Genomic DNA, 24,842 nt, shown 5'->3' on the forward strand with positions numbered 1-24,842 from the left:
CCCGAAGGTCGCAGGTTCAAATCCTGCCTCCGCAATTTGGTTTGGTAGTTCAGCTGGTTAGAATGCCTGCCTGTCACGCAGGAGGTCGCGGGTTCGAGTCCCGTCCAGACCGTTAAATAAGGATTGGAAAAAATGCGAAACCAGGTTTCGTATTTTTTTTATTATTGTTGCTATTTTTTGATTCGCTGATAAAAGCTAAAAATCCGCCGATAAATGTCTCGAATCCGCCGATAAAAGATAGAAATCAGCAGGAACGGTGTAATGTTACACTGAAAAGTTTAATATTTGTCTGATTTCTTAACAATTTACAGATTTTTCGCCCTTAGGAGACATCCTAAGGTTTTTTTGCAGATAAATAAGGTAAAATGAAGATAAAAAGGTGATGAAATGAAGCAGTACGAATTACATACAGTGGATTCCGGAGCTACCGGACGATTTGCAGCACAATTTGCCGAGCATTTGCTGCCGGGAGATATCATTGCTCTTGAGGGGGATTTGGGCGCAGGAAAAACAACCTTCACAAAGGGTTTAGCAGAGGGATTAGGGATTAAAAAAACCGTAAACAGCCCTACGTTTACGATTATAAAAGAATATCACGGCAGAATGCCGCTCTATCATATGGATGTTTACCGGGTTGCCGATTCTTATGAAGACCTTGGTTTTGATGAATACTTTGAAGGTGATGGAGTTACAGTAGTGGAATGGGCTCATTTAATTGAAGAGCAGCTCCCGTCTGAACGGCTGACAATATTCCTGTATCACGAAAATCAAGATCAGAGGAAGCTAGTTTTCGTTCCGATGGGAAAGCGATATGAGCAATTATGTAAGGAGATTTTTTCATGACAATTTTAGCGATTGATACTTCTAATTATGCTTTAGGCGTCGCACTTTTAGAAGGTGATCAAATACTTGGTGAGTATATTACCAATCTGAAGAAAAATCATTCCGTCCGAATCATGCCTGCCATTCAGACATTAATGAAGGATTGTGAAAGAGTTCCTGCTGATTTAACCAAAGTCGTTGTAGCAAAAGGACCGGGTTCTTATACAGGTGTCAGGATCGGTGTGACCATTGCCAAAACACTTGCTTGGACATTGAATATTCCTTTAGTGGGAGTCTCTAGCTTGGAAATATTGGCTTCTGGGACCGGACGCTATTTTGATGGATTGATATCTCCATTATTTGATGCCAGAAGAGGGCAAGTCTATACAGGATTATACCAATTCAAGCAGGGAAAGCTTATGGCTGTTGAACAGGATCAATTAATCATGATAACAGATTGGGCAAACCAGTTAAAGAATGCTGAGAAACCGATTCTTTTTGTCGGGAATGATCTGTCCATTCACCAAACGACCATTGAAGAAATAGTAGGAGTAAAAGCTGTATTTGCTGTCATTTCGGAACAAAATCCTCGCCCCTCTGAACTTGCTTTGCTGGGTCAAGATCGTTCAGGTGGGGATATTCACTCCTTTGTTCCCAATTATATTCGTTTAGCAGAAGCAGAAGCAAAATGGCTGGAATCGAAAGGAAAAATATTAAAAGGATAGGAACTGGAATGATGGTTGATTCATTTGTTTTTCGTTATATGCAAGAAGAGGATATCGATCAAATTTTGGAAGTAGAGCATGCTTGCTTTACAACACCGTGGAGCCGAGAGGCCTTTTACAATGAGCTCCATAATAATAAATTTGCTGTCTATATTGTCCTTGAGGAAGATAAAAAAATTATCGGTTATTGTGGTGCTTGGATTGTGATTGATGAAGCCCATGTAACCAATGTAGCTATTTTACCCGAGCATAGGGGAAGAAAGCTTGGGGCAGCCATGTTAGAAAAGCTGATGATGATTGCAAGAGAGATGGGCGCTAAAAGTATGACACTGGAAGTGCGAGTGTCAAATTATGTGGCCCAATCACTTTATCGAAAGTTTGGTTTTCAAAATGGCGGAATTCGAAAAAATTATTATTCGGATAATCTGGAAGATGCGTTAGTCATGTGGGTGAATTTATGAAAAAAGACCTGTTGATTTTAGGAATTGAGACAAGCTGTGACGAAACAGCTGTGGCCATCATTAAAAATGGACGAGAAATTGCTGCAAATGTAGTAGCCTCACAAATAGAAAGCCATAAACGTTTTGGGGGAGTTGTTCCGGAAATTGCTTCCCGTCATCATGTGGAACAAATCACGATTGTCATTGAGGAGGCATTAAAGCAAGCTGATGTATCCTTTTCTGAGCTTGATGCGATTGCTGTAACCGAAGGCCCTGGACTCGTGGGCGCTCTTTTAATTGGAGTCAATGCGGCCAAGGCGCTTGCCTTTGCCCATAATTTGCCGCTTGTCCCGGTTCATCATATTGCCGGTCATATTTATGCAAACCGACTAGTTCAGGAGCTGAAATTTCCTTTGTTAGCGCTTGTTGTCTCAGGTGGGCATACAGAGCTTGTTTATATGAAGGAACATGGGCATTTTGAAGTAATCGGGGAAACAAGAGATGATGCAGCGGGGGAAGCCTATGATAAGGTGGCAAGGACCTTAAACCTGCCCTATCCAGGCGGTCCGCATATTGATCGCCTTGCCCATGAAGGAAATCCGACCATTGATTTACCAAGGGCCTGGTTAGAGGAAGGATCGTTTGATTTTAGCTTTAGCGGCTTAAAATCTGCTGTGATAAATACGGTCCATAATGCGGAACAGCGTGGTGAAACGATTGCTCCTGAAGATTTGGCTGCCAGCTTTCAGGAAAGTGTCATTGATGTTCTAGTGAAAAAAACAGAGAAAGCTGCAGAAGAATATAAGGTAAAACAGCTGGTGGTTGCCGGTGGAGTTGCCGCCAATAAAGGCCTTCGACATGCACTGGAAACAACCTTTTCTGAAAAAGAAGGAATCGAGTTAGTCATCCCTCCTTTATCCTTATGCACAGACAATGCGGCCATGATTGCTGCGGCAGGAAGTATTATGTATGAAAAAGGCGTTAGAGGGGCTTTATCCTTAAATGCCATCCCAGGATTAGATATCGAAACCTATAATTGAGGTTGTCCATTTTCGGACAGTCTCTTTTTTTGTGGATAAAATATTATTCAAAATTTCATTAAAGTCAAAATTTTGTTGATAAGTCTGTGGATTTCTGTTGATAATGTGGATAAGTGAGGGTTTTATTGTGGATAATGTGGAAAAGTATTTTTAAGTGTTGAAAAACACCAATTTAATATGTGAATAAGACTGTGGAAAAGTTAAATATGATTCGACGAATAATGACAATTTTCATATGCTGCTAGTCAATATGTTGATAACCAACAAAGCCAATATATTATTCAGAAAAAAAACCGGGGTTCGTTCCCCGGTTTTCCTCCATTATTCCGCCAACTCAGCCCATTCTTCCATTAATTGCTCGAGCTCTTCTTTCGCTTTTTCATTTTTTAAATTGATGGTTAATACTTTTTCGTGGTCCTGAAAGATTACAGGGTCGCATAATTGTTGTTCGCACTCCTGAATTTGTTCCTCTAAGATTTCAATTCTCTTTTCAATGTCTTCTAATTTACGCTGCCTCTGCCGCTCGAGCTTTTTGCTTTCCTTATCTTGTTGATAAGAGTTTTTTTCTAAAGCTTCCGAATGGCGTTCTTTTTTTAATTGAGCTTGTGCAGCTAAGGCTTCCAGCTCTTCCTGTTCCAGCTTTTTTTCTACATAATAATCATAGTCACCCAGAAATTCTGTGCTGCCAGATTTACTTAATTCTAGTACCTTTGTAGCTATGCGGTTAATAAAGTACCGGTCATGTGAAACAAATAAAATAGTCCCAGGGTAGTCGATTAAGGCATTTTCAAGAACTTCCTTACTATCAAGGTCAAGATGGTTCGTCGGTTCGTCTAAAATGAGGAGATTGGCTTTTTCAAGCATGAGCTTGGCTAGGGCAAGCCTTGCCTTTTCACCGCCGCTTAAGGTGGATACAATTTTTAATACATCGTCACCGGAAAATAAAAAATTACCTAAAACGGTTCGGATTTCCTTTTCGGATTTTAATGGGTACTCATCCCAAAGCTCATTTAAAACACGCTTATTGGAGGTCAATTCGGCTTGCTCCTGATCATAATAACCGATGGACAGATTTGTCCCATATCGGACGGTACCACCAAGTTCCGGAAGCTTTTTAATAATCGTTTTTAATAATGTCGATTTCCCAATCCCATTGGGCCCCACAAGAGCAATGCTTTCACCTTTAAATGCCCGAAATGAAATTTCCTCCGAAACGATTTCGCCGTTATATCCGACAGCGAGTGAATCAACCATCAGGACATCATTACCGCTTTGTTTCTCAATCTCAAACGAGAAGGAGGCGGACTTTTCGTCGCCTAGGGGACGGTCCATCAGTTCCATTTTTTCAAGCTTTTTCCGGCGGCTTTGAGCACGTTTCGTCGTTGAAGCACGGGCAAGGTTCCGGGCGATAAAGTCTTGCAGACTCGCAACCTCTTGCTGCTGCTTTTCATATAGCTTCATATCCCGTTCGTAATTGACTGCTTTTTGATCCAGGTAGGAACTATAGTTTCCAATGAATTTTTGAATTTGTCTGCGGGAAACCTCGTAAACCTGCGTCACCACTTTATCTAAAAAATAGCGGTCATGGGAAACAATTAAAATTGCTCCATCATAACCTTGCAGATATTGCTCAAGCCAAGTTAAGGTGTCGATATCAAGATGGTTTGTCGGTTCGTCTAAAATTAGGATATCAGGCTTTGTTAACAGAAGCTTTCCTAAGGCCAGACGGGTTTTTTGACCACCGCTTAAACTGGATATCATGAGCGAGCTGTTCGAAAAATTTAATCCATGTAAGACAGAGCGGATATCAGCTTCATATTGATATCCTCCCTGTTCTTTGAATTTTACTTGGAGCTGGTCATATTCCTTTAATATTCTATCGTAGCTGCTAATTTCCGGGTCCGCCATTTGTTCTTCAAGCCTCCGAAGCGATTTTTCCATCGCTCTAAGGTCTTCAAACACGGTCAACATTTCATCCCAAATCGACAAATTCGATTCTAATCCGGTATTTTGGGCCAGATAGCCGATTGTTACATCTTTCGGCTTGATGATCTCACCGCTGTCGTGCGATATGAATCCGGCAATCATTTTCAAAAGGGTGGATTTTCCGGCACCGTTCCTTCCTACAAGGGCAACGCGGTCCCGGGTTTGTAATTCAAGTTTTATATTCGATAAAATAAGGTCAGCGCCATAATATTTTGCTAGTTGATTAACCTGTAATAAAATCATTCTATTCACCTCTATTACTTAAAAATAGTGTACCTTATTCCCCTTATATCGGCAATAAGTGCGATAATTCGACTAGGGAATAAGAAATTACTGTAAATTTGTCTTAATTCGCTCAAAGTTTCACACACATGAACGAAAAAATAGTGTATGATTTGATAGGAGGATTTTTTTTATGGCTGAATTTACTCATTTTAATGAAGAGGGCAGGGCGAAAATGGTTGATGTAAGTGATAAGCCGGAAACGGCACGTACAGCATTGGCCCATTCAAGCATCACTGTCAATAAAGAAATTTATGATAGAATTACGAATAATCAAATGAAAAAAGGCGATGTTTTAGCCGTTGCTCAGGTAGCAGCCGTTATGGCCGCGAAAAAAACATGGGATTTGATTCCGATGTGCCATCCCATTCCTTTGACAGGTATTAATGTCTCATTCTCTTGGAGCAGGGACCAAGAGGAGCTGTATAAGTTAAACATTGAGGCTGTTGTGAAAACAAAGGGCAGTACCGGTGTGGAAATGGAAGCGCTATCAGCTGCGACTGTATGTGCGTTAACCGTTTATGATATGTGTAAAGCAGTGGATAAAGGCATGGTGATCGGCCCGACTTATCTAGTAGAGAAAACGGGCGGTAAACATGGTGATTTTAAAAGGAATTAAAGGATACAAATCCATTCATGGGGGTGTAGGAGAACATGACGAATGATACAATGAAAATTCCACAGGCGACAGCAAAACGACTTCCATTATATTATCGATTTTTACAAAATCTGAGTGCTTCCGGGAAACAAAGAGTTTCATCAGCGGAATTAAGCGAGGCAGTGAAAGTAGACTCGGCAACGATTCGCAGGGATTTTTCGTATTTCGGGGCTTTAGGAAAAAAAGGGTACGGGTATAATGTCAACTACCTGTTAACCTTTTTTCGGAAAACACTCGATCAAGATGAATTAACAAAGGTAGCGTTAATTGGTGTAGGTAATCTTGGTACAGCATTTTTAAATTATAATTTTTTAAAAAATAATAATACGAAGATTCAGTGCGCCTTTGATGTCGACCCAAATAAAATGGGCACAACGATTGGGGATGTGCCAGTCTACCACATGGATGATTTAGAAGAGCAAATCATGAAAGAACAGATTCAAGTGGCGATTCTGACCGTTCCTGCTCCAGTGGCCCAAATGATTACCGATAAGCTTGTCAAAGCCAATGTCAAAGCGATCTTGAATTTTACTCCTGCAAGGTTAAATGTCCCATCATCCATTAGAGTTCATCACATTGACTTGGCAGTGGAGCTGCAATCGCTCGTTTATTTTTTAAAGCATTATCCGACAATAGAAATGGATGAATTGTAAAGAAAGAGGCCTTTCTACGAAAAGTAGAAAGGCTTTTTTTATTGATTAAGGGATTTTATTCCTGTCTTTACAACGTAACAGTGTTATGTTACATTGATTTTATGAAAGGGGTTATCAATATGAGCGAGGAGTTAATATCGAAAAAGGAATTATTAGATTTGGCCGGAATATCATATGGACAGTTATATAGATGGAAACGAAAGGATCTAATCCCTGAGGAGTGGTTTGTTCGGAAATCGACCTTTACCGGCCAAGAAACTTTTTTTCCAAAAGAAAAGATGTTAGATCGAATTAATAAAATTCAAACGATGAAAGAAAACTTATCCTTGGATGAGCTGGCAAACATGTTTTCCCCAAGCGTAACCGACTTAAATTTATCGAAGGATGAATTAATAAAACGTAACATTGTTTCGACAACAGTCGCCAATTTTTATTTAGAGCAGGAAAAAGGCAGTTTGAATTTCAATTTTTCAAGAATGCTTGAATTATTTGTTCTAGAAAAGCTTCTACAATCAGGGGAAATCAATTTGGATGAGGGGACCATGCTGCTGCAGCTGCTCATTGATCATCGTCAGGAGCTTAAGCAAAAAAGCGGAGAATTGGTGATTACGAGAAAGCTGGGTGTCTCTTCTTGTCTTTTATTGCTAAACGCAGAGGGTTTCCATTTAGAGCGGGGAACAAAAATGGTTGCTCAGCTTTCTCTGATGGCGTGTATCGAAGAAATTAAATCGAAATTACTATAAAGGAGAATGAAAATGGAAGTAAAAAATAGAGGAGATCTGGTTATTAATGGAATAGGGGCCTCGAACGGCGGACAATTCCATGATGTAACGTTAAACGGAAGAGGAACAATCAATAGTGATGTTGAATGCAGCCTATTTGATTGCAATGGTTCAGGGGTCATCAAGGGGAATGTAAAGTCAGAAAAGATGAAGATCAATGGTAATGCAAAGTTCCATGCGAGTATCGAAAGTCAGAAGATGACTGTGGATGGGTCGGCTAAAATCGACCAAAACGTTCAAGTGGAACATTTAAAGGTTTCCGGTCATGCTACTGTTGGCGGAAAATTAAAAGGGGAAGAAGTCATCATTCACGGCATCTTAAAAGTAGGAGAAGATTGCGAAGCTGAGAAGTTTAAAGCAAAATATCGCTTTACCATTGGCGGGCTTTTAAATGCGGATCTAATTGATGTGCAGATTTATGGAGATTGCAGGGCTAAAGAAATTGGCGGCCAAACGATAACCGTTAAGCAGCATAAAGGGTCATTAATCGGTACATTATTCAAGCCATTCTTCAATACACAGTTAGAAACGGAATTAATTGAAGGGGATAAAATTGACATCGAAAATACAAAGGCACAAATTGTTCGTGGGAAACATGTTACGATCGGGGAAAATTGTGAGATTGGCTTGGTGGAATATACTGATGAAATCTCAATTGATAAAAAAGCCATTGTAGGAGAATTCAAAAAGGTGTAAGAGGGAGGAGCAAAATGAAGACTAAAAATCTTATTATTAATGGGTCTGGCGAATACCCCGGCGGGCAATACGACAAAATCAGCATTAGAGGAGAAGGCACTATTGTCAGTGATGTCGAATGCTCTGCTTTTCATATTTATGGAACAAGCGAAATTGCGGAGAATGCAACAGCAGGGTCAGTCAAAATTCTTGGAGAAGCAGAGGTCAAAGGAAATATGGAGGCCGAAGAAACACTGATCATGGGTACAATGACCATCGGCGGCAATGCCCTTTTGAAAAAAACCAAGATTTTTGGAACGCTTGATGTGGGAGGCCGGCTGACTGGCGAAGAAACCACTATTAAAGGCAGTGTCACAGTGAATGGGGATGTTGAATATGAAAAGTTCGATTCAAGCGGCGGTTTTGAAATCAAAGGATTGCTCAATGCGGACTCAATCAAGATTTCGTTAAGATTTGGGGAAAGTCGTGCTGAGGAAATTGGCGGCGGGAAAATTATCATTAAAAGAAAAAGAAATTCGCTCCTTCCCTTTGGAGGAGAGGAAGGAACTCTTGCGGCCAAGGTCATTGAAGGAGATGAAATTTATCTTGAAAATACGAAGGCTGCAACAGTAAGGGGCAATAAGGTGAATATTGGTCCCGGATGCCAAATAGGATTAGTAGAGTATAAGAATGATTTGAAGCAGGACTCCAATTCAATGATTAAAATGTCAAATAAGATATAAAGGAGAATCGAATGGTCGCAAAGGAAAGTAAGTTGGGTTTTGTTGTTGCCGGTTTGCTGTTAGGGATATTGATGGCTTCGATGGATAATACGATTGTCGTGACTGCAATGCCGACGATTGTTGGCGACCTTGGCGGGCTGGAGAATTTCGTTTGGGTCGTATCTGCCTATATGGTGGCGGAAATGGCAGGAATGCCGATTTTCGGAAAACTGTCCGATATGTATGGCCGAAAACGATTTTTTATTATGGGATTGATTTTGTTCATGGCTGGTTCTGCCTTGTGCGGAACGGCTCAGTCGATTACTCAATTAAGTATTTACCGGGCGATTCAGGGGGCCGGCGGCGGTGCGCTTGTGCCGATTGCCTTTACAATTATGTTCGATTTGTTCCCGCCTGAAAAACGCGGCAAAATGGGCGGTATGTTTGGTGCTGTTTTTGGACTGTCGAGTATTTTCGGTCCGCTGTTAGGTGCCTATATTACCGATCATATTACATGGCATTGGATTTTCTATATTAACTTGCCATTAGGGGTTTTGTCCTTTATCTTTGTTGTTCTTAACTACCAAGAGTCTAAAGTTCATCAAAAGCAATCAATTGACTGGTGGGGCGCCATTACCTTAATTGGGGCAGTCGTCTGTTTGATGTTTGCCCTAGAGCTGGGCGGACAGAAATATAGCTGGGGTTCCAGTACGATTATTAGTTTGTTTGCCGGCTTTGCTGTTTTGTCTCTCATCTTTTTATTGGTTGAAACAAAAGCGAAGGAACCGATTATTTCTTTTAAAATGTTCCAGAACCGCCTTTTTGGAGGGAGCACTCTGGTTGGATTGTTTTATGGTGCGGCTTTTATGGCGGCTACGGTTTATATTCCCATATTTGTGCAGGGGGTTTATGGGGGAAGTGCGACAAACTCAGGATTGATCCTGTTGCCAATGATGTTAGGCTCTGTCGTTACGGCACAGGTCGGCGGATTTTTGACAACGAAAATGAGCTACCGTAATATCATGATTTTATCGGGCGTGATTATGATGGCTGGAATCATCCTGTTAAGCACCTTAACACCTGATACGAGTCGATGGATATTGACGCTTTACATGATTATTATCGGCTTTGGTGTCGGCTTCTCGTTTTCCGTTTTAAGTATGGCCGCCATCCATCCATTTGGAATGGAGCAGAGAGGTTCTGCCACATCAACCAGCAACTTTATTCGGTCATTGGGGATGACTATTGGCATCACGATCTTTGGTACGATCCAACGGAATAGCTTTAAAGGGAAGTTGGAGGATGTCTTTAGTGGGATGGGGCCGATGCCAAAGGGAGGATTTGGTGATTCTCGGGCACTTTTACAGGAGCAGGCAAGAAGTCATATTCCACCGCAAATTTTAAGTAAGATTACCGATGCCCTGTCCAGCTCAATTGTCCATACCTTTGCATGGGCCCTTGTTCCGGCGGGATTAGCGTTTCTGCTCATCTTTATTATGGGAAAAGAACGGATGGTTTTTAAAAAGGACGTGGAGGCTTAAAAAAGAGGCTGTTTCATAACACAAAGGGTCAGACCCCGTAACTTAATATATAGCTGAAAATTATCTTAAAAGCTGCTATATATTGATTGTTGAACGGAGGGGGTCAGACCCTTTTTTCATTTTTTTATTTGATCCTTATATTTCAAATGAAAGAAAATCAGCTTCAGTCCGGAACCAAAGTCAAAGGTGGCAAGAAGAACGAGCAGGAAGCTGAAATAGCCCCAGCCGCCACTGTTTACATCGTTAATCGCAAAGTAGGTAAACAAGCTGCCGAGCAAAAAATAAATGATGCCGGAAAACAAGGGTGAACGTCTCATAGAAAGCCTCCGATAAAATGTTGAATCAACCCTGCGTGGCGAATGACTTTTTCAATTTCATCCTTATAAGCAGATTGGATGATGACCACCAGCGTATTCATCGCCACATGGGCAAAAATAGGGACTATAATCCGCTTTGTTCTTACATAAAGAAAGGCGAAGGTAAAGCCCATGGCAGAATACAGAAGAACATGATGGGGCTCCATATGCGCCAAAGCAAAGATGACGGAACTGATAAGTGCTGAAATAAAGAAATTAAAACGTTTATACAGGCCGCCAAAGATAATTTTCCGAAAGACAATTTCTTCTAAAATCGGCCCAAAAATCGAACTTACTAAAATAGCTAATGGAAAGGAATTAATGATATCCAATATATTTTTTGTATTTTGTGAACTCATATTCACTCCAAGAAGACGTTCGATGTTTGAAGCAACGATTTGCGCAAAGAATGATAAAAAAATCCCCAAAAAGCCCCAAAGAACCGCTTCCCCAAAAGAAGAACCCCTTTCGTTGAAGCTATGGTTTCTCATTTCCTTCCTTAGTACAAATAGAACAAGAATAAGGGCAAGGGAAAAACTGATAATCAGCCAAATGGGAATAGCCAGCTTTTGTGCGACCCCCATTGATTTAAAAATAACCACCAATAAAGGAACACCAGCAAGGCTCGAAAACTGCATCCCAATATAAATAATTAAGATCATCCAATATTCTCGTTTCAAATTTTTATCTCCTTTAATTTAAACTAACTTTTATTTTACTCTTAAAACCGCTGGAGTTACAATTTCGAGCGGTTTTTTCAAAAACAATGTATAGAACTTACTGTTATTCACATACTTGTAAGGTTGAAAAAATCACAAAAATATTATGCTTCCTGCTTGCAAAAGATTTTGAGATTCATTATTATAATAATTGTGTTAGCACTCAATACGAGAGAGTGCTAATAAAGTCAAAATTACATAAATTTTTGAGGAGGTTGTTTGATTTGTTAAGACCATTAGGTGATCGCATTGTCATTGAGCTTGTTGAATCAGAAGAAAAAACTGCAAGCGGTATCGTTTTACCGGACTCAGCTAAAGAAAAGCCTCAGGAAGGAAAAGTTGTTGCCGTTGGTACTGGTCGTGTGCTTGAAAATGGAGAACGCGTAGCACTTGAAGTATCTGTAGGCAATCGCATTATCTTCTCAAAGTATGCTGGTACTGAAGTAAAATACCAAGGTACAGAATATTTAATTTTACGTGAAAACGATATCCTTGCTGTAGTAGGCGAGTAATTTTAAAAAATACAAGGTTTAGAAAATATGAGGAGGTTTTTAAACAATGGCTAAAGAGATTATGTTTAGTGAAGACGCACGCCGCGCAATGCTTCGCGGAGTAGATGCACTTGCAAATGCAGTTAAAGTGACTCTTGGACCAAAAGGACGTAACGTGGTTCTTGAGAAAAAATTCGGTTCTCCATTAATCACAAATGACGGTGTAACCATTGCAAAAGAAATCGAATTAGAAGACGCTTTCGAAAACATGGGTGCGAAGCTTGTTGCTGAAGTGGCAAGCAAAACTAACGATGTTGCCGGTGACGGTACCACTACAGCTACTGTTCTTGCTCAAGCGATGATTCGCGAAGGCTTAAAGAACGTGACAGCTGGTGCGAACCCAATGGGTATCCGCAAAGGAATCGAAAAAGCAGTTGCTGCGGCTGTTGAAGAATTAAAAGCTATCTCTAAACCAATCGAAAACAAAGCTTCGATTGCACAGGTTGCGGCTATTTCTGCAGCTGACGAAGAAGTTGGCCAATTGATTGCGGAAGCAATGGAGCGCGTAGGCAACGACGGCGTTATCACAATTGAAGAATCTAAAGGCTTCACAACGGAATTGGATGTTGTTGAAGGTATGCAATTTGACCGTGGATATGTTTCTGCATACATGGTTACCAATACTGACAAAATGGAAGCTGTTTTAGAAAATCCATATATTTTAATCACTGACAAAAAGATTTCCAGCATTCAAGAAATCTTACCGGTTCTTGAGCAAGTAGTACAACAAGGTAAGCCATTATTACTTGTTGCTGAGGACATCGAAGGGGAAGCATTATCTACATTAGTTGTGAATAAGCTTCGCGGAACTTTCAATGCCGTTGCAGTTAAAGCTCCTGGCTTCGGCGACCGTCGTAAAGCGATGCTTGAAGATATCGCTGCCTTAACTGGCGGTGAAGTGATCACGGAAGAACTTGGACGTGACCTTAAATCTGCTACAATCACCTCTTTAGGACGCGCTTCTAAAGTGGTTGTAACAAAAGAAAACACAACAATCGTTGAAGGTGCCGGAGATACAGAAGCAATCTCTGCCCGCGTTAACCAAATCCGTGTTCAATTAGAAGAAACAACTTCTGAATTTGACCGTGAAAAATTACAAGAGCGTCTAGCTAAATTAGCTGGCGGAGTAGCTGTAATTAAAGTGGGTGCAGCAACTGAAACTGAACTTAAAGAGCGCAAGCTTCGCATTGAAGACGCTTTGAACTCAACTCGTGCTGCTGTTGAAGAAGGTATTGTATCCGGTGGTGGTGTAGCCCTTCTAAACGTATTCAGCAAAGTAGCTGAAATCCAAGCTGAAGGCGACGTAGCAACTGGTATCAACATCGTATTACGTGCGATGGAAGAGCCTGTGCGCACAATTGCTCACAATGCAGGTCTTGAAGGATCTGTAATCGTTGACCGCTTAAAGCGTGAAGAAATCGGCACAGGCTTCAACGCGGCAACTGGCGAATGGGTAAACATGATCCAAGCTGGTATCGTTGACCCAACGAAGGTTACTCGTTCTGCACTTCAAAACGCAGCCTCTGTTGCGGCTATGTTCTTAACAACTGAAGCAGTTGTAGCTGATAAGCCAGAACCTGCTGGTGCTGGAATGCCTGACATGGGCGGAATGGGCGGCATGGGTGGAATGGGCGGCATGATGTAATCATCGCCCAAACCCCTTGATCTATGAGGGTTTTATGTAAAAGGGGAGTGGAATTCTAACATTTCTCTCCTAAAATTAGAGGTTTCTCATGAGTTGCGCAAACTTGTGGGAAGCCTCTTTTTTCATTTCTTTCGTTACGTGCAGATAGACGTTTTTTGTTGTCTCGTCATCACAGTGGCCTAAGCGGTCCATAATCTCTTCCAATCCCACCGTTGCTTCTGCTAACAACGATGTATGTGTCTGACGAAAGAGTGAGGCGTGAGCTCTGGACTTAAGCCGGCCAGCTTCATGGCGCGCCATTTTGTTTTCCACAGTTCTAATGAAAATTGGGTAGCCAGGTTGTTTCTCTTTCTAGACAAAAATAAATCATTCGTTAAAATAGACTTCACCAAAGTACTTCTGAGAAACTCCTTTTTCCGTTTAGTTTTTTATTTTAGAATTTATACTTCGATTTTTCTTTTTCAAAACTACTGTCATTTCTCTCAAATTCATACCATTCGAAGTCCGTACCTGTTCCTCTATTTTTAAAATTTTCACAATTTAAAATATATATTGTAAATTGGTAAAATAGCACATATAATCAAAAATGAGCATAAAACATCAAATTCATCCAAAAATGAGCTAAAACGGTCAAACTTTGCATTTCAAATAAATGGAGGGAAACGATTCTGTGTATGGTATAGAAAGAAAGTCTGCCATATTAGAGTTATTCAACAAGAATGCAGAGTGGATGTCCAAGAATTAAGTCAACAATTCGACTTGTCTGAATCAACAATTCGTAGGGACTTAATAGAACTAGAGGGATATCAGATAAGGCGAAAAATGAAGGCGTTTAAATGAAAACGGTTTAAAAAGTATCCACATCATTTTTAGGAGGTGATGCCTATAGAGTTGTGAAAATAATAGAAGAGATTTTAATCGTTTTAATTAACTTGTTCTTTGAGGGAGAAAAGTGAAAAAATCACAAAAAAAGGTTACGATTCAGGGCAACCACGACCAAATGGAAAAAAGCCCAAAATCATAACCCTGCCTGAGTATATCTAAAATTAATACAAATTTTAGCACTCATTTTTATACTACGGTATTACAGATTTTTTTACAAGGATTGTGTTTTGCTAGAAGTATCTATTTCTTTACAAAACTATATGTAGGAGGAATTACAAACCATGAAAAACTTTAAAATTTTTAACATAGTATTACTAATTTTAACTTTATGCTTTTTAGGTGCATGCAGCAATAATGAAAGCGTTTCTAAATCAAGTAAAACAGATGGCAAGTCTAATACTGAGAAAAAGCTAAAGATTGGTTTAACAGTTCCAAATTTAAGTAATCCATACTTTGTAGCGATGTCTAAAGGGGCTGAAGAAGTTGCTTCTAAGTATAATGCTGATGTAACGACTGTAAGTGCGGATCAAGATCTTGCTAAACAAACTTCACAAATTGAAGACTTTATCACAAAAAAAGTTGATTTAATATTATTATGCCCATTTGATTCTGCAGGTATTGCCGGTGCAGTTAGTGAGGCAAAAGCAGCAGGTATTCCGGTTGTTGCTCTTGATGGATTTGCACAAGGTGGCATTAACACAGTGGTTATGTCTGATAACGTTCAAGCAGGTAAATTAGCTGCGGAGTACCTTGTAAAAAAACTTAATGGAAAAGGTAATATTGTTATTATTGATGGACCTCCTGTTTCAGCAGTGACAGACCGAATTAAAGGTTTTAACGAAGTAATTAAAAAATACCCAGATATCAAGGTTGTTGCTAACCAAAATGGTGAGGGTAATCGTGAAAAGGCTCTTACCGTAATGGAAGGTACACTAACAGCAAACAAAAAAATCGATGCAGTATTTACAATAAATGATGAAGAGGCTGATGGAGTACAAATTGCTCAACAACAAGCTAGTAGACAAAATGAATTCTTTGTCGTAAGTGTCGATGGTGCGCCTTCTGCAGTTGATGCGCTGAAAAAAGGCGGAAGCTTTGCTGGTACTTCAGCACAATTCCCGAATCAAATGGTTATTGATGGTGTTGCATTAGGATTAAAAATCATTGATGGAAAGAAAGTTGACTCAAAAGTTCTAATTCCAACTAAATTTATCACTAAAGATAATGTTAATTCCTATAGTGGCTGGTAATTGATTTTCACTCTAGTGGAGGTAAAATATGGTGCTCTATCAGGAGCACTATATTTATATCCTAGTAAAATAGGGCTTAAAAAGAGACTTAGGGAGTGGCACTAATGGCAGTATTTCAGCTTCAAGAACAAATAAATCGTCGTCTACCAGAGAGTCAGTTACCCATCCTTAGAATGAAGGCGGTTTCGAAGGGATTTTCCGGTGTCAAGGTGTTGCAAAACGTTAATATCGAACTCTATAAAGGGGAAGTTCATGCCTTGATGGGGGAGAATGGCGCAGGGAAATCTACTTTAATGAAGATCATGGCTGGAGTGTATCAGCCTGATGGAGGAACAATTGAATATAAAAATCAAGAAGTACATTGGAATAATCCAATGGAAGCAAGAAATAAAGGGATCAGTGTTATTCACCAAGAAATAAGCCTTTCACCAAATTTGTCCATTGGTGAGAATATTATGATGGGGACAACATTTAAGAAAAATAGGCTGGGCTTAATAAAATGGAATGATATTTATGAAAATGCTGCCCAGGTTTTAAAATCCATAGGATCTTCCTTGGATCCTCGGGCGGATGTTTCCACCTTAAGTGTGGCCCAACAACAAATGGTAGAAATTGCTCGTGCTTTATCACTTAATTCTGAGATTTTAATTATGGATGAACCGACGGCATCTCTGACAGATAAAGAAATAGAAAAGCTTTTTGGCATCATTGAAGAATTAAGAAGAAAAGGCGTAGCTATTGTTTATATCTCTCATCGAATGGATGAGATTTTTAAAATTTCAAATCGCTTTACAGTTCTTAGAGACGGTCATTGGGTGACAAGTGGGCCAATTTCGGATACAAATCCCGAGAACCTAGTAAAACTTATGGTAGGAAGAGAGTTAAATGAGCTATTTGTAAGAGAAAGAATCGAAAGTATTGTTAGGACTGAACAAAAACCAGTCCTTGAGTTAAAAAATGTCTCTGACAAGAAAGTTGTAAAGGGGATTTCGCTAAAAATCTACCCTGGTGAAATTGTGGGCTTAGCAGGCCTTGTCGGTGCGGGACGGACTGAGCTGGTAAGAACAATCTTTGGATTATCCGAACTGTCAGAGGGTCAAATAATTTTGGATGGCAAGCCCGTTCATATAAAAAGTCCTATTGACGCAATAAAACTTGGCATTGCTCATGTTCCTGAAAGCAGGAAGGAACAGGGGTTATTACCGAATTTATCTGTAAAAGAAAATATACTAATGGCACAATTGCCAACCTATCGTAAATTTAAACTATTGCAGTATAAGCAAATGAATCGTGATGCGGATCGATACATTAAAGAACTTGGAGTAAGAACGGCATCAAAGGAACAAAATGTTATGGGCCTTAGCGGAGGAAATCAACAAAAGGTTGTTATTGCTAAATGGTTATCTATTGGTCCAAAAATACTGCTGCTTGACGAACCGACCCGTGGTGTAGACATAGGTGCAAAGACTGAGATTCATAAAATCATAAGTAAATTAGCAGAACAAGGGCTTGCTGTATTGATGATTTCTTCAGAATTACCAGAAGTATTAGGAGTTAGTGATCGGATTTTAGTGATTCATGAGGGAAAACTAAAAGCTGAACTATCTCGTGATGAAGCTACGCAAGAAAAAATTATGTACTATGCTACAGGAGGGGTTAAACAATGAATACAAACTTACAAATGTCAAGTCCATCCGTAGTTTCATTCAAGGAAAGGTTAAAACAGATTTTTAATCAGATGGGCATGGTAATAATTCTTGCCTTTTTAATCATAGTAATGATTATTGTTGCACCGAATTTCACGGACACAAGTAATATCTTAAACGTACTAAAGCAGAGCTCAATCACTGCCATTCTGGCAGCTGGGATGACTGTAGTTATATTAACAGGAGGAATTGATTTATCGGTAGGCTCAACCCTTGCATTGAGCGGCGTTATATCTGTATTACTATCAAATGCCGGAACTCCTCCAGTTATCGCTATGTTAGTAGGAGTTGCTGTAGGATATGTTGCTGGGGCTATTAATGGATTTTTAGCAGCTGTACCTAAGTTGCCTTCCTTTATTGTGACGCTTGGAAGTATGACCTACCTGAGGGGGGTGGCTTATGTTATAACCGGCGGATATCCGGTAGTTTTGGCATCAAAGCAGTTTAAGTTCATTGGAGCAGGTGACATTCTGGGGATTCCTACTCCTATTTATGTGATGGCAATTGTTTATATCATCATGTTAATCGTTTTAAAATATACGATGTTCGGGCGACATGTTTATGCTATTGGCGGTAATGAAGAAGCTGCACATCTTACAGGGATTAAAGTTAATCGCACCCTGATTAATGTATATTCCATCAGTGGCTTATTGGCCGGTGTTAGTGGCGTTGTGATGGCAGGGCGTTTGTTCTCAGGACAACCCATGGTAGGAATAGGATTTGAGCTAGATGCGATAGCAGCTGTTGTACTGGGTGGTACTAGTTTTGTAGGAGGACGTGGCCGTATACAAAGTACTATCACTGGGGTTTTGATTGTGGCTGTGTTAACGAACGGAATGACGCTGCTTAACGTGGATTATTACTGGCAACAAGTTGTAAAAGGGATCGTTATTGTTATTGCCGTGCTTCTTGATAGGTTACGAAGCAAAAGTTAAATTAGTTCCTTTCAAATAAAAAGCCAGAAGAGTAGTCTTCTGGCTTAATAAATTCTAGAAATTAGGAGAGGCTCAAATGTATGATGTAACAGCTCTTGGAGAGTTATTAATTGATTTAACTCCTTATAACTCTTCTCAGCCTGGCAAAATTGTCTTTGAAAGAAATCCTGGTGGTGCCCCGGCCAATGTATTAGCGGGCTTAACTAAATTAGGCAAGAAGACCTGTTTCATTGGTAAGGTAGGGGATGATCAATTTGGACATTATTTAAAGCAAGTTTTATTAGATACAAACATATGCTGCGAAGGATTATCCTTTACCCAAAAAGCAAAAACTACGCTGGCATTTGTTCATTTAGATGAAAATGGTGACCGCTCATTCAGTTTTTATCGAAATCCAGGTGCGGATACCAAGTTAACAGAGGCTGACATTAATGAAAATATCATAGCTCAAACCAAAATTTTTCATTTTGGTTCTCTTTCCCTCACTGTTGAACCAGCTGCCACTACCACTTTAAAGACAATCCAAGTAGCAAAAAAACAAGGGAAAGTTGTTTCCTATGATCCTAATTTAAGGGCTTTACTTTGGAAAAATCTAGAGCATGCAAAGAAAATGATTAAAGAGGGATTGAAATATGCAAACATCGTAAAGCTTTCGGAGGAAGAGTTGGAATTCATTACTGGAAAGGTAGATTTAGAAAAAGGAACAAGACAACTGGTTGAGCAGTATAACACAGACCTTATATTTGTCACTTTAGGAGCAGAAGGCTGTTTTTATCGAAAAGGGGAGAACATAGGAAAATTTAAATCCTTTAAAGTGAATCCAGTTGATACAACAGGTGCTGGAGATGGCTTCTTTAGTGGCGTTTTATATAAATATTTAGAAAAAAATAAACCTATTGCTGATTTAAACATGGATGATATGGAAGAAATTATTATATTTGGAAATGCGGTTGGAGCAATTGTCACAACAAGGAAAGGTGCAATATTAAGCATGCCTTGCATGGAAGAAGTTAAGAAACTAATGGATAATCAAATTTAGTAACTGTTTTACTAGATGCCTGCAGAATGCTGATTCTACCATCGTTAAAAATGTTACAGCTTAAAACCATATGGGCGGCATGATGTAATCATCCGCTCAATAGAAAAAGACCTGTTCTCATCATTGATGAGAACAAGTCTTTTTTCTATTTGGTGACAGGCACCAACGATTATCTTTCAATTTCAGTATGAGTAAAGCCGTTATCTGTTGCATACACTTCAAACCATTGGTATTTAGGAGTTTTAAACCACTGGTAATTCGGCAAATAGATCACATAGCTTAAAAGGCCGTCTGAATAGAGTATTTTCTTGAATACTTTAGCTGTTTCATAACCGAACGTCCGATCAAGATATCCTTCAATACCTTCTCTAATGATTCTTTTTCTTTCTTCTTTTTCTTCCTGGGTCAATTCAAACAAGCCATTTACAAAAGCACCCAGCAACATGATTGTAACAGGGACTAAAACCACAAAAATTAAGAAGTTAAACAAAATAATCGCCTCCTATTTTGATTTATCTACATAAATTATGACATTGAATTTCTATAAATGGTGTTACAAATATTTGAACATTAATAAAGGGATTATTTAATAAAGGAGGAATACGCATAACGGACAAAACAGGCGAGGAAAAGCTCCAAAGTGTCCGTGATCGGGTGTCTTACGGACAAAACGGACGAGGAAAAAAATCAAAGTGTCCGTGATCGGGTCTCTTACGGACAAAGCGTACGAAGGAAAGAGTCAAAGTGTCCGTGATCGGGTGTCTTACGGACAAAACGGACAAGGAAAAAAATCAAAGTGTCCGTGATCGGGTCTCTTACGGACAAAACGGGTCGAGGAAAAGAGTCAAAGTGTCCGCGATCGGGTCTCTTACGGACAAAACCGAAGAAGAAAAAGACCAAAGTGTCCGTAATAGGTCTAAAATCTTCTGAAGAAACCATTATTTAATTATCCGGCATTTTTATTTTTTTACAGGATTTTTACAAGCAATCTAGAATAAATAAGATTAATGCCAAAAATTGGTTTGCTACACCATTGGAGGAGGAAGAACATTGTCCCGTGAAAATATGAATTCTATGATAGAGAAAATAATAGAAAACATCGAAAAGGTGATGATTGGAAAAAGGAATGTAGCAGAATTAAGCCTTGTGGCATTGCTTGCGGAAGGGCATGTCCTATTGGAGGACGTACCTGGCGTGGGAAAGACGATGATGGTCCGCGCTCTAGCCAAATCGGTCAATGCCAGCTTCCGGAGAATCCAATTCACCCCTGACCTGCTTCCGTCCGATGTCACAGGAATATCTATTTACAATCCAAAGGAACTGGAATTCCAATTTCGCCCAGGTCCGTTAATGGGAAACATTATCCTTGCCGATGAAATTAACCGAACCTCGCCAAAGACTCAATCCGCCCTTTTAGAAGGAATGGAGGAAGCTAGTGTCACCATCGATGGTGTCACACATAAGCTGAACAAGCCTTTTTTCGTGATGGCGACACAGAATCCGATTGAATATGAAGGAACCTACCCACTTCCGGAAGCTCAGCTTGACCGCTTTTTATTAAAAATGAAAATGGGCTACCCGGACCTGCTAGAAGAAATAGAGGTCCTAAATAGGGCACAGAAGGTACCGCCAATTGAAGAGCTGGAGCCTGCGATTGATTTAGACGATCTTTTGGACCTGCAAAGGGAAATTAAGGATGTGTTCGTGGATGAAACGATTAAACGTTATATTGTGGAAATTGTTAACCGGACAAGGGGGCATGGCAGCGTCTATCTTGGAGCGAGCCCGCGCGGTTCGATTGCTTTGATGAAGGCGGCTCAGGCCTATGCCTATATGTATGGACGCGATTTTGTTCTTCCGGACGATATTCAATATTTAGCACCATTCGTCCTATCCCATCGGATCATTTTAAAATCGGAAGCCAAATTCGAAGGGATTTCTGCAGAAGAAGTGGTCAACATGGTGGTTGGCAGAGTTCCGGTTCCGATTAAAAGGCTTGTGAAGTAAACAATGAAAAAAGTGTGGAAGCCATTAAAAAAAGCAGGGAAATTCATTTTATTGATCATACTGATTTTTTTAGCTTTGTTCTATGCCCTGTTTCAAGGGGGATTTGTCAGCTGGTTTTTATTTTATAGCTTTTCGCCATTTGCCTTCTATTGTTTAGCCCTTTCCTTTTATTCATTAAATGAAATGGAAGTGAAGAGAGTCATCCCAAAATCCGACTATAATGCCGGAGAACCTTTAAAGGTGATCGTAACTGTAAAGAGAGCCTCCTTTTTTCCTTTGTTTTATTGTGTCATCAACGACAATTTAGCTGAGTCCTTCAAGCTTGAAAATAAGCTGAGCGTGCTAATGCTGCCTGGAATGAAAAAGGAATTTTCTTATGAATACACGATAAAAGAACTGCCAAGAGGAGAACATTTTTTAAACTCCTTTACCATTCGTACCGGTGATCCGCTTGGATTATTTGAAAAAGAAAAAACGGTGATTGCTGAAAATAAAATCATTGTCTATCCTTCGTACACAGAACTCGTTTACAGACCATACGAAAATCAATATGAACAGGGATTAACCGCCTCCAGAGAGCGCGTGCAGCGGGATACTTCCATGGCGATTGGAGTCAGGGGTTATCAGCCGGGTGACCGGTTCTCCTGGATCAACTGGAAAGCGTCAGCAAAACGGAACGAAATTATGACAAAGGAATTTGAGCAGCGTCAATCACATGATGTGTTTGTGGTGATGGATTGCGTTCCGGATCAACGGTTTGAGGCAATCGTCTCCTTTACGGCTTCTTTATTGCGTTCGGTCTTGAAAAAGGGAGCACAAAGCGGATTATTAACCATTAGTAAAGAGCGGGCCACGCTGCCTATCAGGGGGGGAGAACAGCATCTCCAGCAGCTGTTTTACCATCTTGCCAAAATTGAGGACAAAAGCTTTGTTCCTTTTGAAAAGGTATTGGAAACAGAAGGATTATTCATCCAGCAAGCTGTTTCCTTTATGCTCGTTACCGCGAACTTAACGAAACCATTAATTGAAAAAGCCAGCTTCCTTGGACAAAGAAAAGGTTCGATTACTATTTTTTTAATAAAAGCCGTAAAAGAAGCACCGACAGAGATGGAACGTTCACTTATAGCAATTGCAAATGCGCGTGGTGTTCGAATGGTGATGGTTCACGAAGGAAATTATGCTCATGCCTTCTCGGAGGTGGCCTTACGATGAGAAATAGAGACTTTCCCGTCTTCCTTTTATATGCACTGGGATTTTTTCTTTTATGGGAATGGCTTAGGCCGATTGAACAGTTAACGGATACCGGCCATGTAGGGGTATTTATTGTTTTTTTACTCATTGCATTTTCCATGTCTTTTTTTCGCCTAAAATGGATCTGGCAATGGCCGTTAAAGATGATTTATATTTTGTATTCCATTAATCACCTGCACTATCAAGCGAGCTTCATGGAATTTAGCTGGCTGAAAGCATTTATCGGTGATGTAGTAAAAAACATAAGAATGTTGTTTACTGGAGATTGGAACAATCTATCAAGTGAATTTCGTACACTTTTATTTTTTCTTCTATTATGGGTGATGGTTTATTTAATTCAATATTGGATGTTAAACCGCCAGCGAATTTTTCTGTTTTTCTTTATGACCTTGATCTACATAACGGTGTTGGATGCATTTACTCCTTATAGCGCAACATTTGCCATTGTCAGAACGGTTGTTTCCGGATTTGTTGTCATGGGGATGCTTACCTTTTACAGAATGATTCTAAAGGAAAAGGTTTCAAGGGTTTTCGCCCCGACAGGCAAATGGATGATTCCCCTTGCGATCATGATTGCTTTTAGTGTATTAGTCGGCATATCCGCACCAAAGGCCGGACCGATATTGCCGGACCCCGTCCCCTATTTGAAAGGTGATCATAAATATGGAGCGAGAGCGGGCGGCACGAAAACGATCGGTTATGGGCTGGATGATACTCATTTAGGTGGGCCGTTTATTGGTGACAGCAAAATTGTCTATCTTATAGAATCCACTGAGCAAAATTACTGGAAGGTAGAAACAAAGGATTTGTACACAGGAAAGGGATGGATCGCGTCAGGATCTACACCCATTCAATTTAAATTGCCTGAATTTGTTCCTGTGCTTTCTTTCTTTAATACAGTGGATTCGTTTCATGAGACCGCACAGGTTACAGCAGCAAGTCAAGCCAAGTACCCTTTTATCATTTATCCGGCAGGAATTCAAAAAATTCTAAAGATCAACCCCAATTATGGCGATAACAATATTTTTGAGATTGATACAACAAAAGAAAAAATTACTGCTGATGATGATAAGCAGCAACCCATTGCTCCTAAACAGTATTCGATCGACTTTAAGGTACCGAAATACAATGCAACTGCGTTAAGGAAAACCAAAAAATTTGATTCCTCTACAATGAGTGCAGAATTTTATCAACAATACACCCAGCTGCCTAAAGGCTTGCCGTCAAACATAAAACAATTAACCGAAAAAATTACCGCTAAGGAGACTAACTGGTTCGACAAGGCAAAAGCCGTTGAAGATTATTTAGGCGGTCCGGATTTTACGTATGATCAAAAAAACGTTGCTTATCCGTCCGGGAAGGAAGATTATGTCGCCCAATTTTTATTTGATACAAAACGGGGTTATTGCGATAATTTCTCTTCCTCGATGGCCATTATGCTGCGGAGTATCGGCATTCCGACCCGCTGGATAAAAGGGTATACCGGTGGGGATTTTTTGCGATATAGTGATGCAGATTCCTCGAAATCGATTTATGAAATTACCAATAATAATGCTCATTCCTGGGTGGAAGTTTTCTTTCCGAATCAAGGCTGGGTACCGTTTGAACCGACCAAGGGTTTTTACCTTAATGTGAACATCAATTATTTTTCAAATAGCACGACACCGAAAAATAACCAGCAATCAACGCCGGTGCCTGTCAAAAAACCTCTAAAAAAGCCTTTAGCTGAAAATGCCCAGTCCCCGGTAATAAATAAATTGGATCACAAACCAATTTGGGGAAACATCGTTTCACTATTAAAAGAAAATTGGGGAAGGATCGTATTCATCCTTCTTGGCTTAGCAGGGGTTTTTGGGATTTTCTACCGAATTCGTGGAAAATGGTACCCTTATTATTTACTCATGAGATATAAATTTACGAAAAAAGATGCAAATATTGTGCGGACCTATCCGATCCTTCTCCATCAGCTCGATCGGTTTGGGTTAAAACGAAAGGAAAATCAAACGTTGCGGAATTATGCCCGCTATGTGGATACATTCTTTTCGTCCAGAGAAATGACCCGGTTAACCGCATGCTATGAGAAGTATTTATATCAGCAGAATCTTCCAAAAGGAACCTGGGAGGATACGCGGGAATTGTGGGAAAATTTAATTAAAAAGACAATCGCTTGAC

At 40.0% G+C, this 24,842-nt stretch carries 25 protein-coding genes and 2 tRNA genes (1 of these 27 only partly in view); 22 read left to right on the forward strand and 5 right to left on the reverse strand.

Annotated features, from left to right (window positions below):
• The 6 genes from ACZ5XR_RS00020 to tsaD all read left to right on the forward strand — a co-directional run.
• Nucleotides 1-35 (forward strand) — tRNA-Met (locus ACZ5XR_RS00020) (it extends 39 nt beyond the left edge of the window).
• 3 nt (nucleotides 36-38) lie between these two features.
• Nucleotides 39-112 (forward strand) — tRNA-Asp (locus tag ACZ5XR_RS00025).
• A 275-nt stretch (nucleotides 113-387) separates the two neighbouring features.
• Nucleotides 388-843, forward strand: coding sequence for a tRNA (adenosine(37)-N6)-threonylcarbamoyltransferase complex ATPase subunit type 1 TsaE (gene tsaE, locus ACZ5XR_RS00030; RefSeq protein ID WP_464499705.1), 456 nt, complete (start codon nucleotides 388-390; stop codon nucleotides 841-843).
• Nucleotides 840-1,547: a tRNA (adenosine(37)-N6)-threonylcarbamoyltransferase complex dimerization subunit type 1 TsaB gene (gene tsaB / locus ACZ5XR_RS00035; protein WP_464499706.1), complete on the forward strand. Its 708-nt coding sequence runs from the start codon at nucleotides 840-842 to the stop codon at nucleotides 1,545-1,547. The genes tsaE and tsaB overlap by 4 nt, the downstream gene beginning before the upstream one ends.
• Nucleotides 1,548-1,558: 11 nt before the next feature.
• Nucleotides 1,559-2,008 carry a ribosomal protein S18-alanine N-acetyltransferase gene (gene rimI / locus ACZ5XR_RS00040; protein WP_464502181.1) on the forward strand — a complete coding sequence of 150 codons (450 nt, stop codon included), beginning with the start codon at nucleotides 1,559-1,561 and terminating at the stop codon, nucleotides 2,006-2,008.
• Nucleotides 2,005-3,027: a tRNA (adenosine(37)-N6)-threonylcarbamoyltransferase complex transferase subunit TsaD gene (gene tsaD, locus ACZ5XR_RS00045; protein ID WP_464499707.1), complete on the forward strand. Its 1,023-nt coding sequence runs from the start codon at nucleotides 2,005-2,007 to the stop codon at nucleotides 3,025-3,027. The genes rimI and tsaD overlap by 4 nt, the downstream gene beginning before the upstream one ends.
• A 321-nt stretch (nucleotides 3,028-3,348) precedes the next feature.
• Here tsaD and ACZ5XR_RS00050 read toward each other — a convergent pair whose 3' ends face one another.
• Nucleotides 3,349-5,256 (reverse strand): ABC-F family ATP-binding cassette domain-containing protein, encoded by a 1,908-nt coding sequence (locus tag ACZ5XR_RS00050; RefSeq protein WP_464499708.1) that lies wholly within the window; start codon nucleotides 5,254-5,256, stop codon nucleotides 3,349-3,351.
• 172 nt (nucleotides 5,257-5,428) lie between these two features.
• On the opposite strand from ACZ5XR_RS00050, the gene moaC reads away from it, so the two are divergent.
• The 6 genes from moaC to ACZ5XR_RS00080 all read left to right on the forward strand — a co-directional run bounded on the left by moaC (nucleotide 5,429) and on the right by ACZ5XR_RS00080 (nucleotide 10,326).
• On the forward strand, nucleotides 5,429-5,914 hold the full coding sequence (gene moaC, locus ACZ5XR_RS00055) for a cyclic pyranopterin monophosphate synthase MoaC (protein ID WP_464499709.1): 486 nt from the start codon (nucleotides 5,429-5,431) through the stop codon (nucleotides 5,912-5,914).
• 35 nt (nucleotides 5,915-5,949) lie between these two features.
• Nucleotides 5,950-6,606, forward strand: coding sequence for a redox-sensing transcriptional repressor Rex (locus ACZ5XR_RS00060; RefSeq protein ID WP_464499710.1), 657 nt, complete (start codon nucleotides 5,950-5,952; stop codon nucleotides 6,604-6,606).
• 119 nt (nucleotides 6,607-6,725) lie between these two features.
• Nucleotides 6,726-7,349, forward strand: coding sequence for a YhbD family protein (locus tag ACZ5XR_RS00065; protein ID WP_464499711.1), 624 nt, complete (start codon nucleotides 6,726-6,728; stop codon nucleotides 7,347-7,349).
• Between the two features lie 12 nt (nucleotides 7,350-7,361).
• Nucleotides 7,362-8,084 (forward strand): cytoplasmic protein, encoded by a 723-nt coding sequence (locus ACZ5XR_RS00070; protein ID WP_464499712.1) that lies wholly within the window; start codon nucleotides 7,362-7,364, stop codon nucleotides 8,082-8,084.
• 14 nt (nucleotides 8,085-8,098) lie between these two features.
• The gene (locus ACZ5XR_RS00075; protein ID WP_464499713.1) at nucleotides 8,099-8,806 is read left to right on the forward strand and encodes a cytoplasmic protein; all 708 of its coding nucleotides are present in this window, start codon (nucleotides 8,099-8,101) and stop codon (nucleotides 8,804-8,806) included.
• Between the two features lie 11 nt (nucleotides 8,807-8,817).
• The gene (locus ACZ5XR_RS00080; protein WP_464499714.1) at nucleotides 8,818-10,326 is read left to right on the forward strand and encodes an MDR family MFS transporter; all 1,509 of its coding nucleotides are present in this window, start codon (nucleotides 8,818-8,820) and stop codon (nucleotides 10,324-10,326) included.
• A gap of 116 nt (nucleotides 10,327-10,442) precedes the next feature.
• Here ACZ5XR_RS00080 and ACZ5XR_RS00085 read toward each other — a convergent pair whose 3' ends face one another.
• Entirely contained in the window at nucleotides 10,443-10,643 is a 201-nt protein-coding gene (locus ACZ5XR_RS00085) for a YdiK family protein (RefSeq protein ID WP_464499715.1), read from the reverse strand.
• Nucleotides 10,640-11,362: a lysostaphin resistance A-like protein gene (locus tag ACZ5XR_RS00090; protein WP_464499716.1), complete on the reverse strand. Its 723-nt coding sequence runs from the start codon at nucleotides 11,360-11,362 to the stop codon at nucleotides 10,640-10,642. Before ACZ5XR_RS00090 ends, ACZ5XR_RS00085 begins: the two co-directional genes overlap by 4 nt.
• A 263-nt stretch (nucleotides 11,363-11,625) precedes the next feature.
• Here ACZ5XR_RS00090 and groES point away from each other — a divergent pair, with 263 nt between their 5' ends.
• Together groES and groL are read left to right on the forward strand one after the other, a co-directional pair.
• Nucleotides 11,626-11,913: a co-chaperone GroES gene (gene groES, locus ACZ5XR_RS00095; protein WP_464499717.1), complete on the forward strand. Its 288-nt coding sequence runs from the start codon at nucleotides 11,626-11,628 to the stop codon at nucleotides 11,911-11,913.
• A 46-nt stretch (nucleotides 11,914-11,959) separates the two neighbouring features.
• Entirely contained in the window at nucleotides 11,960-13,597 is a 1,638-nt protein-coding gene (gene groL / locus ACZ5XR_RS00100; RefSeq protein WP_464499718.1) for a chaperonin GroEL, read from the forward strand.
• Between the two features lie 75 nt (nucleotides 13,598-13,672).
• Here the strand turns inward: groL and ACZ5XR_RS00105 are convergent, their stop codons facing one another.
• Nucleotides 13,673-13,897, reverse strand: coding sequence for a tyrosine-type recombinase/integrase (locus ACZ5XR_RS00105; RefSeq protein ID WP_464499719.1), 225 nt, complete (start codon nucleotides 13,895-13,897; stop codon nucleotides 13,673-13,675).
• Between the two features lie 408 nt (nucleotides 13,898-14,305).
• On the opposite strand from ACZ5XR_RS00105, the gene ACZ5XR_RS00110 reads away from it, so the two are divergent.
• The 5 genes from ACZ5XR_RS00110 to ACZ5XR_RS00130 all read left to right on the forward strand — a co-directional run bounded on the left by ACZ5XR_RS00110 (nucleotide 14,306) and on the right by ACZ5XR_RS00130 (nucleotide 19,412).
• Nucleotides 14,306-14,437, forward strand: a complete 132-nt coding sequence (locus ACZ5XR_RS00110; RefSeq protein ID WP_464502182.1) for a DeoR family transcriptional regulator — start codon at nucleotides 14,306-14,308, stop codon at nucleotides 14,435-14,437.
• A gap of 326 nt (nucleotides 14,438-14,763) precedes the next feature.
• Entirely contained in the window at nucleotides 14,764-15,732 is a 969-nt protein-coding gene (locus ACZ5XR_RS00115) for an ABC transporter substrate-binding protein (RefSeq protein ID WP_464499720.1), read from the forward strand.
• A gap of 104 nt (nucleotides 15,733-15,836) precedes the next feature.
• Complete coding sequence (locus tag ACZ5XR_RS00120; protein ID WP_464499721.1) at nucleotides 15,837-17,399, forward strand: sugar ABC transporter ATP-binding protein; 1,563 nt, start codon at nucleotides 15,837-15,839, stop codon at nucleotides 17,397-17,399.
• On the forward strand, nucleotides 17,396-18,373 hold the full coding sequence (locus tag ACZ5XR_RS00125; protein ID WP_464499722.1) for an ABC transporter permease: 978 nt from the start codon (nucleotides 17,396-17,398) through the stop codon (nucleotides 18,371-18,373). Before ACZ5XR_RS00120 ends, ACZ5XR_RS00125 begins: the two co-directional genes overlap by 4 nt.
• Before the next feature lie 76 nt (nucleotides 18,374-18,449).
• Nucleotides 18,450-19,412, forward strand: coding sequence for a carbohydrate kinase family protein (locus ACZ5XR_RS00130; protein ID WP_464499723.1), 963 nt, complete (start codon nucleotides 18,450-18,452; stop codon nucleotides 19,410-19,412).
• Nucleotides 19,413-19,581: 169 nt separating this feature from the next.
• Here the strand turns inward: ACZ5XR_RS00130 and ACZ5XR_RS00135 are convergent, their stop codons facing one another.
• A complete protein-coding gene (locus ACZ5XR_RS00135; RefSeq protein ID WP_464499724.1) occupies nucleotides 19,582-19,902 on the reverse strand; it encodes a hypothetical protein in 321 nt (106 codons plus the stop codon).
• Between the two features lie 575 nt (nucleotides 19,903-20,477).
• On the opposite strand from ACZ5XR_RS00135, the gene ACZ5XR_RS00140 reads away from it, so the two are divergent.
• From ACZ5XR_RS00140 to ACZ5XR_RS00150, 3 genes are read left to right on the forward strand one after another with little or no spacing between them, the layout of a single operon-like run.
• Complete coding sequence (locus tag ACZ5XR_RS00140; RefSeq protein WP_464502183.1) at nucleotides 20,478-21,419, forward strand: AAA family ATPase; 942 nt, start codon at nucleotides 20,478-20,480, stop codon at nucleotides 21,417-21,419.
• Between the two features lie 3 nt (nucleotides 21,420-21,422).
• On the forward strand, nucleotides 21,423-22,631 hold the full coding sequence (locus ACZ5XR_RS00145) for a DUF58 domain-containing protein (RefSeq protein ID WP_464499725.1): 1,209 nt from the start codon (nucleotides 21,423-21,425) through the stop codon (nucleotides 22,629-22,631).
• On the forward strand, nucleotides 22,628-24,841 hold the full coding sequence (locus ACZ5XR_RS00150) for a DUF4129 domain-containing transglutaminase family protein (protein WP_464499726.1): 2,214 nt from the start codon (nucleotides 22,628-22,630) through the stop codon (nucleotides 24,839-24,841). The genes ACZ5XR_RS00145 and ACZ5XR_RS00150 overlap by 4 nt, the downstream gene beginning before the upstream one ends.
• Nucleotide 24,842: the final 1 nt, after the last annotated feature.

It is taken from the genome of Neobacillus sp. Fa239 (genome assembly GCF_055395235.1).